At 44.7% G+C, this 16,675-nt stretch carries 16 protein-coding genes; 6 read left to right on the forward strand and 10 right to left on the reverse strand.

The window, feature by feature from the left end; translation table 11 throughout:
* Positions 1–78: 78 nt before the first annotated feature.
* Positions 79–321 (reverse strand): hypothetical protein, encoded by a 243-nt coding sequence (locus F6K53_RS23710; RefSeq protein ID WP_293082425.1) that lies wholly within the window; start codon positions 319–321, stop codon positions 79–81.
* Positions 308–544, reverse strand: a complete 237-nt coding sequence (locus tag F6K53_RS23715; protein WP_293024782.1) for a hypothetical protein — start codon at positions 542–544, stop codon at positions 308–310. The genes F6K53_RS23710 and F6K53_RS23715 overlap by 14 nt, the downstream gene beginning before the upstream one ends.
* Positions 545–557: 13 nt before the next feature.
* Between F6K53_RS23715 and F6K53_RS23720 the strand changes: the two genes are divergently transcribed.
* Positions 558–950, forward strand: coding sequence for a hypothetical protein (locus F6K53_RS23720; RefSeq protein WP_293082427.1), 393 nt, complete (start codon positions 558–560; stop codon positions 948–950).
* Between the two features lie 182 nt (positions 951–1,132).
* On the opposite strand, the gene F6K53_RS23725 is transcribed toward F6K53_RS23720, so the two are convergent.
* The gene (locus F6K53_RS23725) at positions 1,133–1,567 is read right to left on the reverse strand and encodes an ATP-binding protein (protein WP_366511363.1); all 435 of its coding nucleotides are present in this window, start codon (positions 1,565–1,567) and stop codon (positions 1,133–1,135) included.
* 229 nt (positions 1,568–1,796) lie between these two features.
* On the opposite strand from F6K53_RS23725, the gene F6K53_RS23730 reads away from it, so the two are divergent.
* A complete protein-coding gene (locus tag F6K53_RS23730; protein ID WP_293082429.1) occupies positions 1,797–2,771 on the forward strand; it encodes a hydratase in 975 nt (324 codons plus the stop codon).
* Here the strand turns inward: F6K53_RS23730 and F6K53_RS23735 are convergent.
* Together F6K53_RS23735 and F6K53_RS23740 are read right to left on the reverse strand one after the other, a co-directional pair.
* Entirely contained in the window at positions 2,727–2,966 is a 240-nt protein-coding gene (locus F6K53_RS23735; protein ID WP_293082431.1) for a hypothetical protein, read from the reverse strand. The two genes, F6K53_RS23730 and F6K53_RS23735, sit on opposite strands and share 45 nt — an antisense overlap.
* 26 nt (positions 2,967–2,992) lie before the next feature.
* Complete coding sequence (locus tag F6K53_RS23740) at positions 2,993–3,409, reverse strand: DUF2809 domain-containing protein (protein ID WP_075896345.1); 417 nt, start codon at positions 3,407–3,409, stop codon at positions 2,993–2,995.
* Between the two features lie 70 nt (positions 3,410–3,479).
* On the opposite strand from F6K53_RS23740, the gene dacB reads away from it, so the two are divergent.
* The 3 genes from dacB (at position 3,480) to F6K53_RS23755 (ending at position 7,766) form a co-directional block, all read left to right on the forward strand.
* Positions 3,480–5,066, forward strand: coding sequence for a D-alanyl-D-alanine carboxypeptidase/D-alanyl-D-alanine-endopeptidase (dacB, locus tag F6K53_RS23745; protein WP_293082433.1), 1,587 nt, complete (start codon positions 3,480–3,482; stop codon positions 5,064–5,066).
* A 174-nt stretch (positions 5,067–5,240) separates the two neighbouring features.
* Positions 5,241–6,434, forward strand: a complete 1,194-nt coding sequence (gene wecB, locus F6K53_RS23750) for a UDP-N-acetylglucosamine 2-epimerase (non-hydrolyzing) (protein ID WP_293082435.1) — start codon at positions 5,241–5,243, stop codon at positions 6,432–6,434.
* Between the two features lie 117 nt (positions 6,435–6,551).
* A complete protein-coding gene (locus F6K53_RS23755) occupies positions 6,552–7,766 on the forward strand; it encodes a transposase (RefSeq protein WP_293082437.1) in 1,215 nt (404 codons plus the stop codon).
* 134 nt (positions 7,767–7,900) lie between these two features.
* Here F6K53_RS23755 and F6K53_RS23760 read toward each other — a convergent pair whose 3' ends face one another.
* From F6K53_RS23760 to F6K53_RS23780, 5 genes are all read right to left on the reverse strand, one after another.
* Complete coding sequence (locus F6K53_RS23760; protein WP_293065089.1) at positions 7,901–8,668, reverse strand: class I SAM-dependent methyltransferase; 768 nt, start codon at positions 8,666–8,668, stop codon at positions 7,901–7,903.
* A gap of 378 nt (positions 8,669–9,046) precedes the next feature.
* Positions 9,047–10,951, reverse strand: coding sequence for a DUF4335 domain-containing protein (locus tag F6K53_RS23765; protein WP_293082439.1), 1,905 nt, complete (start codon positions 10,949–10,951; stop codon positions 9,047–9,049).
* Between the two features lie 378 nt (positions 10,952–11,329).
* Positions 11,330–11,917 carry a DUF3038 domain-containing protein gene (locus F6K53_RS23770; RefSeq protein WP_293082441.1) on the reverse strand — a complete coding sequence of 196 codons (588 nt, stop codon included), beginning with the start codon at positions 11,915–11,917 and terminating at the stop codon, positions 11,330–11,332.
* A gap of 413 nt (positions 11,918–12,330) precedes the next feature.
* Entirely contained in the window at positions 12,331–14,949 is a 2,619-nt protein-coding gene (locus tag F6K53_RS23775) for an endonuclease MutS2 (protein ID WP_293082443.1), read from the reverse strand.
* Between the two features lie 388 nt (positions 14,950–15,337).
* Positions 15,338–16,252 carry a hypothetical protein gene (locus F6K53_RS23780; protein WP_293082445.1) on the reverse strand — a complete coding sequence of 305 codons (915 nt, stop codon included), beginning with the start codon at positions 16,250–16,252 and terminating at the stop codon, positions 15,338–15,340.
* A 61-nt stretch (positions 16,253–16,313) separates the two neighbouring features.
* On the opposite strand from F6K53_RS23780, the gene F6K53_RS23785 reads away from it, so the two are divergent.
* The gene (locus F6K53_RS23785; protein WP_293082447.1) at positions 16,314–16,460 is read left to right on the forward strand and encodes a hypothetical protein; all 147 of its coding nucleotides are present in this window, start codon (positions 16,314–16,316) and stop codon (positions 16,458–16,460) included.
* Positions 16,461–16,675: the final 215 nt, after the last annotated feature.

The following is a 16,675-nucleotide window of genomic DNA, read 5'->3' on the forward strand; positions in this document are numbered from 1 at the left end:
AATAAATTCTAGTTTTAATTCATCAATACCTATTTCCTTCATTAATTAATAATTAACAGGCTGAATATAGCGTTTATATCATGTCCGGATAATTACCCTTAATAAAAATCTCCCCATCTCCCCATCTCCCCATCTCCCCATCTCCCCATCTCCCCATCTCCCCATCTCCCCATCTCCCCACACTTCCCACACTTCCCTCTCTTTCCCGATTCCCGATTCCCGATTCCCGATTCCCCATTCCCGATTCCCTATTCCCGATTCCCGCTTCCCGATTCCCGACTCCCGCTTCCCGATTCCCTGCGCTATACTAATTATTTTCAAGATACTTTTCTATCAATAGTCTAATTTTTGGTAATTTAAATTCATTAGCATAATTCGATATAGTCTGAGCAAAGGGAACAAATTTATCATCTAGTTGAGGTATTGGCTGATACACCCACTCTAACTGCAAATATTGCCCTAAGAAAACTTGATTGGTAGCTTGCACTACAGACAAACCATCTACTATTCTTCTAAAAGGTGGACAGAAGTCGTTTTTTTTCACGGACGTATTACCTATGGTTGACTATTTTATCCAAGCTACAGAACGCCCTTGGATGAGCATTTATTTAAGAATCCTCGCCTTTGTCTTTGCCTATGGCGCGATTGTCCACTTTGGTAATATAGCAGGTTTTGGGGAAATGCCGTGGTTAGAAACACCTTTAATCTGGAGAATTGGCGATGTTTTCTATGGCATCCTCGATACAGCAGCCGTGATTGGACTAGGAGCACGAAAATTGTGGGGCATTGGATTATGTTTACTTGGAATTCTCTCTCAGTTTATTATTTACACAGTATTTATCGATTATTTTGCCTCCACCCCTGAGCAAAGACAAACCATCTACGGTATTTTGGGAACTGAAGCAATTTTAGTGCTGATATTGACTACATTATTCCTGTTAAGAAAGTAATTTTTTTTCTAACTAAACAATGTCAGCTATCAGCTATCAGCTTTGATGGGCAAATCCCCAGACTTTAAATTATCATTAATATCTCAATCTTAAATTGAGCCGTTCCCGTAGCGTGGCCATAGGCCTGCATAGGTTTATTTTAAGCTGACTGCTGACTGCTGACTGCTTACGGCACCTCTTGATCAACCCACTCTAATTGTAAATACTTCTCCAATAATGCCAGTAATTTCTGCTTTAGCAACAATATATATCACAGGTAAGGTGACATCAAACCAAAATGTTGAACCTTGGCATAATTGACTTTTAACGTTTATTTTACTTCCCATCAATTTAACGATTTGCTGACTGATAGCTAAGCCTAAACCCGCTCCAGCTATCCGAAGCTGGGTATCCCCTACTTGTTCAAAGGGTTGGAATATTTTATCTAACTGTTGAGGACTGATTCCTATCCCAGTATCGATCACCTCAAAGCGAATCTTCCGAGAATGGATGTTAGAATATCCCCCTTGAATGCTTTTGTTGGAAGACTGAGAGATTGCTAAGATAGGGTTTTGTTTCTCAATGACTCCTCTTGGTCGTGAATTCTCTATCTGTATACTTCCCCTTCTGTAACTCAGAAGTAAGGCGTTGCTGAATTAAGGAATGAATGCGCGATCATCTGGTTTTATTACAGCCCCCTAAATCCCCCGAGCGAGGGATTGCTCGCTCGGGGGACTTTGAGAGTTTTGTTCCCCCCAGCGAGGGATTGCTCGCTGGGGGGTTAGGGGGGCAAAACCATACCCATAATCAGCAACGCCAGAAGTAACACCACAAAATGGAACTAAAGCAATTTTCGGCTCTTGAGTTATGCCAAATGCTTTGAATCATGAAAACAGCTCTAGCAACACCATGCAAGATATCAAATCTATTTCCCTAGCAATTTTACTATTGGCTTCGGTTCTATATCTGCCAAGCTGCAACCTCACTGGGGCTAAGAACAACTCCAACTCAACTAGTAGCTCTCCTACTAAAGTTTTAGATCAAACCCCTGATAGTCGTCTGGTGGAGGAATTGACAACTAGCTATCTCAACAAAACCCCAGCTAGAGCAGTTGCGACTAAGCTAACCTTTGAACAAGCTCAGGCTTTGCAAGACCAATTTGTACAACAGTTGAGCTCTAGTTTAGGAAACGTTGTAGGTTACAAAGCCGGACTGACTAATCCTGCTGCTCAAGAGCGCTTCAAAGTCTCTGAACCCTTACGAGGTGTACTTCTCGAAAAAATGTTGCTCAAAAGTGGAGCGGTTGTCCCTGCCAACTTTGGTGCTCGACCTGTATATGAAGGAGACTTAATGGTTAGAGTTGGTAGCGATGAAATTAATAGTGCTACTACCCCTAAGGAAGCTTTAGCTGCTCTTGATGCCGTCATTCCCTTCATGGAACTACCAGATTTAGTTTATGACCCAAAAGTGAGTCTTAATGGCACTGCTTTGGCAGCCATTAATGTCGGTGCTCGCTTGGGAGTTTTAGGAACACCGATTCCTTTATCTGCTACCCCTGATTGGGAAGAACGATTAAAAAATATCAAGATTGTAATGGTAGATAAGGCTGGCAATCAGTTAGCTGTTGGTAAAAGTAGTGCTTTATTAGGGAATCCGTTACAGGTAGTACTTTGGTTAAAAGATTCTTTGAAGGCATCAGGTAAAGTTTTGAAGAAAGGCGATTTACTGTCTTTAGGCTCCATGACTCCCCTAGTTCCTGTTAAATCTGGTACTACTATTCGTGCTCAATATATTGGATTAGATCCAAAAGACAAGGTAGAAATATCCGTTAGTTTTGAGTAATATTAAGTCCGGTATAACAAAGGGAATAGGGAGTAGGGAGTCGGGAGTCGGGAGTCGGGAGTCGGGAGTCGGGAGTCGGGAGTCGGGAGTAGGGAGTCGGGAGTAGGGAGTCGGGAGTAGCGATGTATCGCTTTTACAATTAGGCAAAAAGTCTAAGAAACTTCCCATACTTCCCACACTTCCTAGACTTCCCATTCTTTTTTACAAATATGAGATGCACCCTATCTAATCAGTTTACCGAACTGCGAAATTTGCCGTAACCATAGCCAACCTAAGACGCTGCCAATGGCATAATAGAGGAAATCCCACCATACAAAGGTAGTTCCTAAGAGAAATTTACCGATTAAGGAAGCACGAATCGGTGCTAATATAGGGGTTTGCCAAAGTTGTAATAATTCTATGGCACAGGTAACGCTAAAAACTCCTAAGGTAATTCGGGTTATTGCTTGGGGATTGGGGATAATAAAAAATATCAATAAACACCAAAAAATCTCATAAAAAATATCACCAGAGTAGTCATGAACCCATTTTTCTCCAAGACCAGAGTAGTATTTGGAAAAAATCCCTAATGGTGTAATAATCAATAGGGATAGGATAATCAGCCAGCGTTGAGGAGTAATTTTTAATAGTTTAGTCATTAGCGGATTAGACAAATGATTTGAGTGCTGAGGCGTCAGTGGGTCAGTTGTGAGTTATGAGTTGTGAGTTATGCCAAATCCCTTACATCGATGGGGAAAACCAATAACTTTGCTGCTGTTGTGGTTAGCTGTACAGTTAGTCATCAAGCAAGGGGTGATGGCGACACCGGCAGCAGTTGAAGTAGTTGAGGAACCGAAATCCTTTGGAGACAAGATTTGTCCTGCTAACTTAACTACAGCCATTGATGCCATAATCAGTCGTCCGGAATTTATGCGATCGCGTTGGGGCATTTTGATTCAACCCTTAGCCGACTCAGCTCCCCTCTACAGTCTTGAATCAGAACGTTTCTTTATCCCAGCATCCAATATCAAACTCTTTACCACAGCAGCAGCGTTACGTCAACTAGGTGAGCAATACCGGATTCGCACACCGGTTTATGGTACTGGCACTAGCCCCTATTTGACGTCCTTACGAATTGTGGGACAAGCAGACCCAAGCTTAAGCAATACCCAGTTAACAGATGTGGCACAACAACTAAAGGGTCAAGGGGTAAGGTTGGTGCAACAGTTAATTGTAGAAGATGGCTATACTCCCTATGGTATTATCAATCCAACCTGGGAGTGGAGCGATAGTTATCTATACTATGGCGCTTCGGTTAATCGACTTATTCTCAATCAAAATACTGTTGGACTAACCCTATTGCCCCAACAGCCTGGTAAACCATTGCGCGTTAGTTGGAGTGATGGGGTAGCGGCTAGACAGTGGCGTGTGGATAATCGTGCTGTTACGGGTAAGGCGGGAATACCATACTCAGTGGAAATAATGGGAGTTTTAGGTGAGCCGGTGTTAGTGATTAACGGTCAACTGGCAGCAGATGCTGCACCAGACTTCTGGGGGTTAGCAGTTCGTGACCCAGCCGATTATTTCCTGGAGTCCTTCCGCCGTATCCTGGAAGCTGAGGGAATTGCGGTGATTAAGGCACTGGTAAAAGACAGTTCAGCTGAGATGGTCAGATCATCAGATCAGGGGATGGGAAGAGAGGTTAATAATAGATTGCCTTCTAATGTTAATAATACAGAAATAACCAATACACAAACAACCACAGAGTTGGCAGCAGTAGAATCTCTTCCGTTAGCGCTATTGTTAAAGGAAATCAATCAGCAGAGTAATAATTTGTATGCTGAGGCATTATTGCACCAGCTGGAGACAGAGGAAAGGAGTGAGTCTAGCCCTAAGTTTGGTCTGGTAGCGGTTCAACAGAGCTTAACGGAGTTAGGGGTTGACCCAAAAAGCTATAGTATGGCTGATGGGTCTGGGCTATCTCGCCATAATTTAGCTAGTCCGTTTGCGATCGCACAAACTCTGAGACTGATGGCACAAACCCCATTAGCTCAGGTTTATCGAGAATCCTTGGCTACGGCTGAGGTTAGTGGAACTTTACGCGATCGCTTTCGTGATACCGCAGCTGTTGGTAAGCTCCAGGCTAAGACTGGTACATTAAGTGGTGTCTCAGCCTTATCAGGCTATCTTGATATTCCTGACTATCAAACCTTGGTATTGAGTATTCTGGTAAATCAATCTGACCAATCTGCTGCTAAACTCCGTAATGCTATTGATGAAATTGTTCTATTATTGACTCGCTTGGGTTATTGCTAAGTGTTGAGTGTTGAGGGGTAGCAACGGTTGAACATTTTTCGCAGCCCAACCCTCCCTCCCCGGGCCCGGTTTTCCCACGCCCGCTGACTCTTAGCCCTACTCCCTATTCCCTATTCCCTATTCCCGCGCAACCCAGAACGAAAGTACTTCAGCCAATTGAGAAATGCTGTAATTATGAAACCCCTGGAAATTCCCCCAGACCCTACACCCAAGACCCTAAACCAGGGTTCAACCAAGTCTCCAATTCAAATCTGTATCACATTAGGAACTCGTCCGGAGGCAATTAAGTTAGCTCCAGTGATTCTTCAGTTCCAACGCTCTGGTAAATTTAAGACTCAGGTGGTGTTAACGGGTCAGCATCGGGAAATGGTAGACCAGGTGATGGGGATGTTTGACCTGAGGGCGGATCGGGATCTAGAAATTATGCAGCCCAAGCAAACTCTGACCGATATTACTTGTCTTAGTTTACGGGGGTTAGAGGAATTATTTCAGGAATTGCAGCCCCAGTTAGTAGTTGTGCAGGGGGATACCACTACGGCCTTTGCTGCGGCCTTGGCAGCGTTTTACCAACGTATCCCGGTGGGTCATGTCGAAGCCGGATTGCGCACCAATGATTTGTTTAATCCCTATCCAGAGGAAGCCAATCGACGGCTGATTTCTCAGATTACTCAATTACATTTTGCCCCCACTCCCCTGGCAGTAGAGCATTTGCAGGGGTCTGGGGTCACTGGCGCAATTCATAAAACTGGGAATACGGTGATTGATGCCCTGTTGATGGTGGCTGAGCGGGAACCAGTGTGTGAGGTTCCGGGTTTAGATTGGGAAGGATACCGGACGATTTTAGCAACAGTACACCGTCGGGAAAACTGGGGGAAACCACTGGAGGATATAGCCCAGGGGTTCCTCCATATTTTAGATAAGTTCCCAGATACAGCGTTATTGTTACCTCTCCATCGCAATCCTACGGTCAGGGAACCCCTAAGGGCAATGTTAGGTGACCATGAGCGGGTATTTTTAACAGAACCACTGGATTATGTGGAATTGGTAGCAGCGATGCAACGGTGTTATTTAGTCATGACTGATTCTGGCGGATTGCAGGAGGAAGCACCGAGTTTGGGTAAGCCAGTGCTGGTATTGCGTAAGACCACGGAACGACCGGAAGCGATCGCAGCTGGGACTGGGAAGTTGGTAGGGACTGACCCAGAGCAGATGGTGGGGGCGGCAAGTTTGTTATTGAGTGATTCAGTAGCTTATCAGGGGATGGCAAATGCCATTAATCCCTTTGGGGATGGTCGTGCGGCGGAGCGTATAGTAAAGATTGTGGAGGATTACAGGAATCCCCGATACCCGAAAGCCCCGCCTCTTTAGAGCGGGGATGAAGGGTCGCAGCGGTCTTTAGCCGCCGTGAAAAATATTTTCAGAATAATCCGGGATTTTATTCTAGATGTTGTAGAATAAAGTATAGAGCGGTGAGGTCGATAACCGGTGATCATTCTAGAATTTAAAGCCTACGGAAAGACGAGTCAATATTCTGCGATCGATGAAGCTATTCGGACGGTAAAATTCATTCGTAATAGCTGTATCCGTCTATGGATGGACAATAAAGGGATAAACAATTTTGATATGAGTAAATACAGTAAAGTACTAGCTCATCAGTTCCCTTTCGCTAATGAACTAAACTCAACAGCTCGTCAGGCTGCCTCTGAAAGAGCATGGTCATCGGTTGTTCGATTCTTTGATAATTGCAAGAAGAAGGTGCCCGGGAAGAAAGGTTTTCCTAAGTTCCAAAAGCATTGTAGATCGGTTGAGTATAAGCAATCAGGATGGAAATTGTCCCCTGATAAAAAGTCAATCACCTTTAGTGACAAGAAAGGAATAGGGAGACTGAAGCTCAAGGGTACCTGGGACTTGTGGCGTTTTGACAAGAAACAGATTAAGCGAGTCCGTATAGTAAAAAGAGCAGATGGTTACTATGTCCAGTTCTGCGTCTCTATTGAGGTGAATGAACAGTTAGAGCCATCTAAGTTAACTATCGGGTTAGATGTAGGACTGAAAGAGTTTTACACTGATTCTAATGGAAACTCTGAACCTAATCCTAGGTTCTACAGAAAAGGAGAGAAACGGTTAAAATTTCATCAACGTAGGGTTTCTCGCAAAAAGAAAGGCTCTGCCAACCGTAAGAAGGCTATTGATAGACTGGGTAGACATCATCTTAAAATAAGTAGACAACGTGAAGAGCACGTCAAGAGACTGGCGCGCTGCGTAATCCGATCTAACGATTTGGTCGCCTACGAAGATTTAAGAGTAAAGAATTTAGTTAAAAATCACTGTCTTGCTAAGTCTATTAATGATGCAGGTTGGTATCAATTTAGGAAGTGGTTAGAGCACTTTGGCAAAAAATTTGGGCGGGTCACTGTTGCGGTGAATCCTGCCTATACCAGTCAAAATTGCTCTGAGTGCGGCGAAGTAGTTAAAAAATCATTATCAACCAGAACTCATGTCTGTGAATGTGGGTGTGAACTTGATAGAGACCACAATGCTGCAATCAATATCCTAAAGAGAGCCTTGGGTACGGTGGGGCACACCGGAACCTGGGTTTTAGACCCAGTAAACGCTTCGGGAGATTTGGCCTCTACTGTTCTTGGTTCCGACCAGGTTCAGCAAGCCGAATCGTTGAACGAAGAATCCCCGCGTCTTTAGACCGGGGAGTGTCAATTTGGTTGTAATCCCCCAATCAGACTTAGTGGGCAATAACCGAGTTGTCTGCATATTAGCTTCCCGGTTAGCCCAATTTTATATAGGTTTGCCCTGTCAGGATGACAACCCAAGTAAGTCTATTCAAGTGAGTCTATTAAGGAGAGCGGAACATCATAATTTTTTTTGCCCCCTAGCGCAAAGTAATAGAGCTTTTCGCCTTCGAGGGAGAACCGATGGCGATACCTTTTCAGATGATAAAGATCCAAAAATTCTGAGAAGATCAGTTTCCGAATCAGCTGTGAAAATCCAGAATTATCACTTGAATCAAGGAAGGTTTCTTTGATATTAAAGGAAACCCAGGCATTTTCGCTAATTACATTAAAGGCTTCCAAGAAAGCCTTTGCTGGTATGTCACCGAACCCAAGTGCTGCTACTGAAACCAGGCAGTTAGGTGACCAAGAATTGAGTTCATCACGATCTTTATCACTGAGATTGCAGAAATCCATCACATAGAATTCATCGTAGATTCCGGGACGATCTCGCTCAGTGGCAGCCTGGGCTTCGGGAATAATATCAACTCCGATTAGCCGTGAGACTCCGTGTTGTTTCAGCTTTTCACCAACTATCCCGTTTCCTGCCCCAAGATCAAGTACCCGAAGCTCGTTGAGGCTCTGGTCCCCTTGAGAGACAGCAGACTCCAGGATATCCACTACAATTGACGGAGACTGGCACTTCAGACGCTCATATACAACCTGCTCGTATAATTCAGGAACTTCGAATATCCGCTCATAGTCATGTAGACGGATCTTCTCCCTGGATTCTCCATTAACAAGGTAAAAATAGACTTGATCTTGGCCAAGCTCTCGAACATTTGTAGGTGGAAATTGGATTTTATGCTTCTTCATCACTTTCAAGATTCCTTTCAGTTTGAACCCAGATAAAAACGAATTGTGAACGGTACAGGAGCCTAACAGCCAATGTCAGCGGCACAAGACCAACTCAAGGCTTACCCAAAGACTCTAGATATAGAGTTTAGTTAACTTGCTTTTCCAGACCTACTATGCCAAAATGCTACTTAAAACAAATCCCAAGATAGTTATACCTAGATTTTAAACTTCCCCATGCTAAATAATAGGAAGGTTAATAGGGTGAGACCCCACATTTTCCAAGGGAGCACACACAAAAAGATTGTCCAAAATTGCCTAACAATAGTTTTGGACATCCTAGGTAGGAAGGAATTTAACCTAATAGGTGTTAAGCAAGAGCCCGTATTACTAATTACGTCAATTCATCCCTTCCAACAAAGTTTGTACCTTACCATCTGGGTGTAGCAGCACCCGAATTTTTGGTATACCTTCCCCTTCTAAAGGGGAAACAAAGGATTCACCGATCAGAGGTATGGGGGCATTGTCTATATAGGTTTTGGCTGCTTGCCCAAGGGGAATTATACGTCGGATTGTACCATTATTATTTAACCACAAACTATAGTTCAAGGTTTTCTGTAGCCCTTCAGGAGGTTGCCAGCGCTCCTGGAAATATCGTCTGGCTTCTGCTACCTGAGAAATCTTATCAAACAGGGTATGTTGAGATATCTGATTGGCAACGGTAGGCTCGGATGGGTTTAAAGAATCAGAAACAGGGCTACTCGGGACATTCAGTCCAGGCACAGCTTGATCGATAACAGAGCTACTCGGGACATTCAGTCCAGGCACAGCTTGATCAATAATTCTAGAGGTAGAAGAACCTCTCTGGAGACTGGACACATTCTGTTGAGGAGCAGGGATGGCTTGAACCGCCACATTAGTAGTAGAAGAAGTAGAAGTAGAAGAAATCGAAGCAGTAGAAGTAGAAGAAATCGAAGACTCAACGTCAGGGATTACCACTGTTTCTGTGGGGATCGATAGACTTTCTCTAGAGGAATCCTGAGTTGCCACGTCAGTAGGAGAGGGCGCTGGTTTAATCACTGGCAATTCTGACACAGTTTGTACTACAGCGATGGGACTGGGTGGAGTTGGTTTGGGTTGGGTATTTGCCTTAGCAGTAGGTACATTAGTTTTACTAGCCTCAGAAACAGGTGCCTCACCGTTACTAGCCCCAGGAGCAGCAGCAGGACTAACAGCAGAACTAGCTACAGGACTAGTAACAGAAGTAGCTACAGGACTAACAGCAGAACTAGCTACAGAACTAGCAGCACTCAGTTTGGGAGAGTCTGGTGTCCTAGCTGGAGCAGGAACAATCTTGAGCATCGGACGTGAATTCGGGCGTGAAGCTATTGCTGGCGCAGTGCGTACTGGTGGTGGAGAGGGTGGCTTAACGGGAGGCGGTGGCGGAGTGCGTACTGGTGGAGAGGGTGGCTTAAGGGGAGGCGGTGGGGGTAACTTGGTTCCTGGGGACAGACGGGGTGGTACCGATGGAGTTGGGATGGGAGTGCTCGGTGCTGGGGGTACCTGGGAGATGGCTCGCTTTTTCCCAATCTTGCTGGACTCTAATGCTGTTGTTGGGACTTCTGTGGTTAGTGTTTTCCCTTGTTCAACAGGCTGAGGTTTCTCAAGCAACTTAATCACTGCCGCTGTTACACCCACTGCCAACACCATCGATGCTGCTGTACGCATCCAAGCGGATGATTCTGGTTTCCAACTGGGCTGATTGAGTTTTGGTAGGGATACTACTTCAGCCGCATATTCATCCAAAGCGGTAGCTAAATCAAACAGCTGTGTAGCACTTAAATCAACCACTGACCCAGATTCTTCATTAGCCAGCTTACCCAGAAACAGGCTATGGCTCAGTAACCCTTTCGATTGCAGATGGATTGGCTGAGTTGGAACTGCTGTGGCATTTTCTGCCTGAGGGGTTGGAAGAGTTAGGACAGTCAAGGGAGTAACCTCAGCCGATCGCGTAGCGTGGCCTACGGCCTTAGAGTTTCCAGAGGCAACCAGTTGGTTTGGGGACGGCTCAAGGAAGTGCTGAACATAGCCATCTACCGCTTCATACAACACATCTAAATCCTCTGCGTTGCCTCGTAACGTTACCTGTTGTTCTTCTGGCTTGCGGGGGTCATCAAAACGCAACTCAAACCGCAACTTCTTCACCACAGATTGTCCCACCCAGCGGGATAAGGGTGAGCGGTTTGCCCAAATTGATAGGGTACAGGTAGGAGGAGTGTAACGTCGTAGGACTATGTTAGTCATTGGTGATTATTTATTAGTCATTTGTTAATTGTTAATTGTTAATCGTTAATCGTTAATCGTTAATCGTTGATTTCTATAGCATTTCCCAAGAAATCATAAAACCCAATACTGATTTATCATAACACCAAAAAATCCTCTGCTCTCTTTCCTAATGTTCTCTGTTTACTGTTCCTATTCCGTTCTTTAATCAATTTTTTATCAAAAATGCTATAGCGTTTATCATAGCTATGAGGTACACATAATTTTTGACCATTTATGAGTTACCTACTCTCTACTCCCTACTCCCTATTCCCTATTCCCTACTCCCTACTTCCTAAAAACCAGGATTTTGTACCTCACCCAATTGATAAATGCTAGATATTTTCCTGGATGCAATCCTTAAGATACTTTACCTAATAAGGCTAACCATAAACGCTGATGACCTTTTGCTCCACTATAGAAGAGTAATTTGATTAATAGTTTAAGAGCCAGTTGCTTTAGACTATCAGTTGATACCTTTTCTTCTTGGGTCATCCGTTCTCGGTAAGTGTTATTAAAGTTGTCTAAATAATCTCCCAATAAAGCAGCACGATGAGGTTCACTGTTTTGTTGTGTCATTTGTTCGAGTAAAGCCACCGCACGACGGATTAGTTCTTGATGGTCTTTAGCCAAGTGACAGATGATTAAAACTAGCGATCGCGCTTCCTCCACATCCAGCTTTTTCCGTCCTCCTGAACTTTTGCGCAGGGGATTAGACTGACGCAGACGCCACAATGCTACTCGGTCTGTGATCATTGACTCTAAATTTAATTCAGCAGCAGCTTGCAGCATCTCCTCTGAGCCAATACCTGCTAGAGCTTCTAGACTAAGCAAGACTAAATCTAGCTGGGTTTTGATATTATCGAGATCGATTGAGTCTGCGGCTTGACTCAGAGGCAAATCCTCCCAAGCAGGAGGTGATTTTGGCATCTTGACAGTGGAAACCATAATTTTATTTTACTAAAGCAAATCCGGTTTACCCGTCGCTGTTACAGGTTTGGAAACAGGACTACGAAAGATTAAGGTATGTTTCCTGCTGGTAAAGCTTTGGTTAAAGGTTATCTGGTTGAAGGTTGAAGGTTAGTAAGGTTATCTGGTTGAATGTTGAATGTTGAATGTTGAATGTTGAATGTTTAAGGTTGAATGTTTAAGGTTGAATGTTTAAGGTTGAATGTTTAAGGTTGAATGTTTAAGGTTGAATGTTTAAGGTTGAATGTTTAAGGTTCAAAAATGCATTGTAACCTGCTAACCTGCTAACCTGCTAACCGGTTAACCGGTTAACCTGCAACCTGCTAACCTGCTAACCTGCTAACCTACTAACCTGCTAACCTGCTAACCTGCTAACCTGCTAACCTGCTAACCTATTTAAGGTAAGCAACGGTAACACCAGTCCCACCCTCAGATTGTTCGGCTAGCTTAAAACGCTCCACGAGAGGGTGCTGTTCCAAGAAAGCGTGGACACCTTGTCTTAATCGACCAGTTCCTTTGCCATGAATAATCCAGAGTACTCCAAACTCTATCGCCTTAGATATTGCTTGGTCGATGTCAATCTCTGCATTAGCTACCCGACTTCCTCGAATATCAATGGTATTTTTCGAGGTGCGCACAGCCGTTGCTGGCGGCGAGACTGGGGTTGGGGCTGGAGCTGGTTTTGATGTAGTTTTTACCACATTTTCGGGTTTTTGTCCATCCAACGATTCCACATCTGCCAGGGCAACGGTCATTTTCATTAAGCCAAAGCGTACCGTTAGCTCCCCATTATCGGCGGCGCTGATTATCTCGGCTGTCTGATTCAATCGGGGGATGCGAATGCGATCGCCCACTTTGGGACGGAATCCTGGTTTTGGCTTAGGAGGCGGTGCGGCTGGGATTTGACGCTGGGCAATCTCCTTAAGAGCGTTTGTGGCTTTTTGGGCATTTTGAGCGGTTTGGGAGCCTTGCTGCAACTGCCGAATCACTTGGGCAATTTCTTTCTTAGCTTGTGCGATCGCATCTTGCACAGACCGTTCCTGGGAAAGCTTCAATTCCCGTTCCCGCTCCTGCAAAAGTTTTGCCCGTTCAGAGAGTTCCTGATGGAGAGATTCAGCTTGTTGCAGTAACTGATTTGCCTGTTGGGCTTTAGTTTCCTGAGTGCGCCGTTGAGCTTCTAAACCTGCAATTACCTCATTCACATCTTCCGAAGCTCCCCCCAAAAGGGTTTGAGCCTGATCCACCACCGATGGGTTTAACCCTAAGCGTCTAGCAATGCTCAAGGCATTGGAGCGACCGGGAATACCCCACAATAGACGGTAAGTGGGTGACAGGGTTTGGTCATCAAACTCCACCGAGGCATTCTCAAACCGCTCGTCTTGATATTTTAGTGCTTTGAGTTCCCCATAATGCGTAGTCGCAATGGTTAATTGTGTGGTGTTTGCTAGGTATTTCAGTAATGCGATCGCTAAAGCACTGCCTTCTGCGGGGTCAGTCCCTGCTCCTACTTCATCTAATAGTACGAGTGACGCACGAGGAGTTGTTCGCGTAGCGTGGCCTTTTGGCCAAGGTTCTTCAAGGTTGGCAGGTTGAATGTTGTCTGGTTGTTCGCGTAGCGTGGCCTTTTGGCCAAGGTTATCTGGTTGTTCGCGTAGCGTGGCCTTTTGGCCAAGGTTATCTGGTTGTTCGCGAAGGACTTTCAACCTACCAACCTGAAACTCTTGAGAACCTCCAACTTTCAACCTGTCAAGCTGTAACTCTTCTTTTGGGGTAGTTATCGCCTCAATAATCCGACTAATCCGGCGAATGTGACCCGAGAAAGTGGATAAACTCTGTTCTATAGACTGCTCATCCCCAATATCTGCCAGAATTTGCTCAAACCAAGGCAGTTCTACTGGTTCCCTTGCTGGCACAAATAAACCGGCTTTTGCCATCAGTGCCGCTAAACCAAAAGTTTTCAACGTAACGGTTTTACCGCCAGTATTGGGACCGGTAATAGCAACTACCCGAATGTAGGACTGAATCTGGACATCAATCGGAACCACTGATGTGCCTTGTTCATGTTTTTGCTGCCAAACTAGCAGAGGATGGCGCAGTTGCCGTAGAGTAATGCTTTCATTCTGATTGCGGTCAATGAATCTAGGGGGATTGGCTTCTAACCACAGACTATACCTAGCCTTAGCGGTAGCTAAATCCAGGGTAGTTGCTACAACCAGCAACCGTTCCAAGTCTGGCTTAACTGCTGCTACTTGTTGGCTCAAGGCACGACGTACTGCTTCCGCTTCCACTTGTTCTTGCCGCCGCTGGGTCCGCAGTTGATTGCCTAACCCAACAATGGACTTCGGTTCCACGTATAGGGTAGCACCGGTGCTAGAGGTATCGTGAACAATACCAGGAATAGAATCTTTCTGGGGAGCTTTAACCGGGAGTACAAACCGATCAGCCCGTTGAGTAATTAACTGTTGCTGTAATGCCCCCCCTTTACGCTGGACAATCCCCTGGAGGATTTCATAAATTCGGTCTCGCAATGATTTAATCTGAGTCCGAATGCCTGCCAGTTTGGGGGTTGCCCGGTCAGCTACATCCCCCCGGTCATCGATACAACGGTGAATTTCTTGTTCAAGTTCTGGGTAAGTGCGGCTGTCAGCCACCAGTTCCTTCAGAATTGGGACATCCTCTTGGTCTTCAATAAACCGCCGTAGACGCCTCACACCAGCTAAGGTTGTTGCGATCGCTAATAGTTCCTCACCAGACAAAATGCCTTGGAGCTCTGCTCTATCAAGAGATTCACCAATATCTTGAATGCCGTCAAAGGTTAGTCCTGTGTCTAAACTAGTTTCCAGTTGGTAAGCTTCTTTGGTTTGGGCTAGCAGGTCTAGGCTTTCCCGTTGAGTTGCTGGGGGGTGGAGATAACGAGCCGCAAAGGCTCCCAGCTTAGTAGCCGCAAAGGTAGCCAGGTGTTGGCACAGGCGGGACCATTCCAGTAGTTCTAAGGTTTCAGATTGAATCAAGGCTCAGAGACAAACGCATACCTCAATTGTATTATCCTATAATTCGGTTAGTAGTGGGAAAGTTTTGCTAGATCAAATTACCAATTATCAATTAAGTAAGTATTGAGCAGTCAGCGGTGAGCTTTTAGCTCACCCGTGCGCGTTCAGCCGTCAGCTTATTTTATTCACAAGCTGTCTCGTTCCCGTAGCTTGGCCTACGGCTAATGGCTGATAGCTGATAGCTGATAGCTGATAGCTGATAGCTGATAGCTGATAGCTGATAGCTGATAGCTTACCTAATTACTAATTGCCCTCTGAAAAAGACACAAAAACCCCAAATTGGGATATGCTGGAAATAGTTGATGTATGCCCTACTAGATTTATCCTAAATTCTCCTTCTTCAGATGGTTTAATCGTATGGTAGGGCTTCCCTAAGGTTTTTAGCCCCACTAAGAGTACTGCTTTTTGTATCCGGTAAAGTAGGAGTAGGTTTATAGGGCAGAGGAATATACTGTACCGATGGACGTCCACCTTGAGGTTGGGGGTACAAATCCATTAGTTTATAAATAGCTTTAGGTAGACCAACCGTAATAGGTAGACCCAGTTCAGACGCTTCTTCGACAGTAATCGGACAGTCATGGGTGATTTGACCAGTGGTAAGAAAGTCAATAATTCTATCGATGTGTTCTGGGTCAATCTTCTGCTTAGGGATATCGTCTAGCAGCAGTGTTCGCACGAAACGTTGCACCTGCTTGATGGCTTTACCTGCCAAATCGGCCATCATCAAGGTTTCGTCATCAATAGCCTCAAGGGGCTTTTGCTCCACAACTCTGAGAATGCTAGCAGCAGCTGTATTCCCTAATTGAGGGTCAACTGGTCCAAGGACAGCATTAGCATCCATCACGATTTCATCTGAGGCTAAGGCTAACATTGTACCACCACTCATGGCATAGTGAGGTACAAAGACAGTAACTTTTGAAGGATGACGAATTAAAGCTCTAGCAATTTGTTCTGTAGCCAGCACCAATCCCCCAGGAGTATGTAAAATAAGATCAATAGGAACATCTGGTGGAGTTAGACGGATTGCCCTGAGCACTTGTTCAGAATCTTCAATGGATATGTAGCGGGATACAGGGATGCCAAACAAGCTAATAGACTCTTGTCGGTGAATCAGTAAAATTAACCGACTTTTTCGCTTATGCTCGAATTCTTGCAAAGCTCGAAAACGTCTATATTGCATCTGGCGACGTTGCCACAACGGCTGCAACGAGGAGATGATCAGGAAAATCCAGAACAGATCAAAAAAGTTAAAGCTAAAGTTCATCGCTTACTTACAGGTATCTAGTAGTTCTACCCTTTAGTTTTCCCGTGCTTAGGATGGTTTATTGCTAATTTTTAGTTTTTTTGGCTTAGTTTTGTGGGCTCATGACTTGCTAGAGAAACCCAGACTGTTTTTAAGTAAGGATTCAGCCGTCAGCCGTCAGCCGTCAGCCGTTAGCCAAGGCCAAAGGCCACGCTACTTGAGGTGCTGACTTAACAGAGATTAAACCAATGCTTACTTATTTTATTCAAAAGCTGAGAGTTGATAGCTGATAGCTGATACGCGACACGCTGATAGCTTACGTTTTTAAGTCTTCAGCAAGTACTGATAATATTGTGTCCTATCATCTGTAGTGTAAGCAACATCAAAACTCCTGTAAACTCACTTAAGTTAAGTTTTGTTACAAAAAGCCAACCTCAGTCATAA

Source organism: Moorena sp. SIO4A1 (assembly GCF_010672065.1).
Taxonomy (GTDB): Bacteria; Cyanobacteriota; Cyanobacteriia; order Cyanobacteriales; family Coleofasciculaceae; genus Moorena.

Bases quoted from the DNA above. Each gene is read 5' to 3' on its own strand.
- F6K53_RS23720 (WP_293082427.1), top strand. From the start codon at position 558: ATGGTTGACTATTTTATCCAAGCTACAGAACGCCCTTGGATGAGCATT.
- F6K53_RS23730 (WP_293082429.1), top strand. From the start codon at position 1,797: ATGCCAAATGCTTTGAATCATGAAAACAGCTCTAGCAACACCATGCAA.
- F6K53_RS23735 (WP_293082431.1), bottom strand. From the start codon at position 2,966: ATGGGAAGTCTAGGAAGTGTGGGAAGTATGGGAAGTTTCTTAGACTTT.
- F6K53_RS23740 (WP_075896345.1), bottom strand. From the start codon at position 3,409: ATGACTAAACTATTAAAAATTACTCCTCAACGCTGGCTGATTATCCTA.
- dacB (WP_293082433.1), top strand. From the start codon at position 3,480: ATGCCAAATCCCTTACATCGATGGGGAAAACCAATAACTTTGCTGCTG.
- wecB (WP_293082435.1), top strand. From the start codon at position 5,241: ATGAAACCCCTGGAAATTCCCCCAGACCCTACACCCAAGACCCTAAAC.
- F6K53_RS23760 (WP_293065089.1), bottom strand. From the start codon at position 8,668: ATGAAGAAGCATAAAATCCAATTTCCACCTACAAATGTTCGAGAGCTT.
- F6K53_RS23765 (WP_293082439.1), bottom strand. From the start codon at position 10,951: ATGACTAACATAGTCCTACGACGTTACACTCCTCCTACCTGTACCCTA.
- F6K53_RS23770 (WP_293082441.1), bottom strand. From the start codon at position 11,917: ATGGTTTCCACTGTCAAGATGCCAAAATCACCTCCTGCTTGGGAGGAT.
- F6K53_RS23780 (WP_293082445.1), bottom strand. From the start codon at position 16,252: ATGAACTTTAGCTTTAACTTTTTTGATCTGTTCTGGATTTTCCTGATC.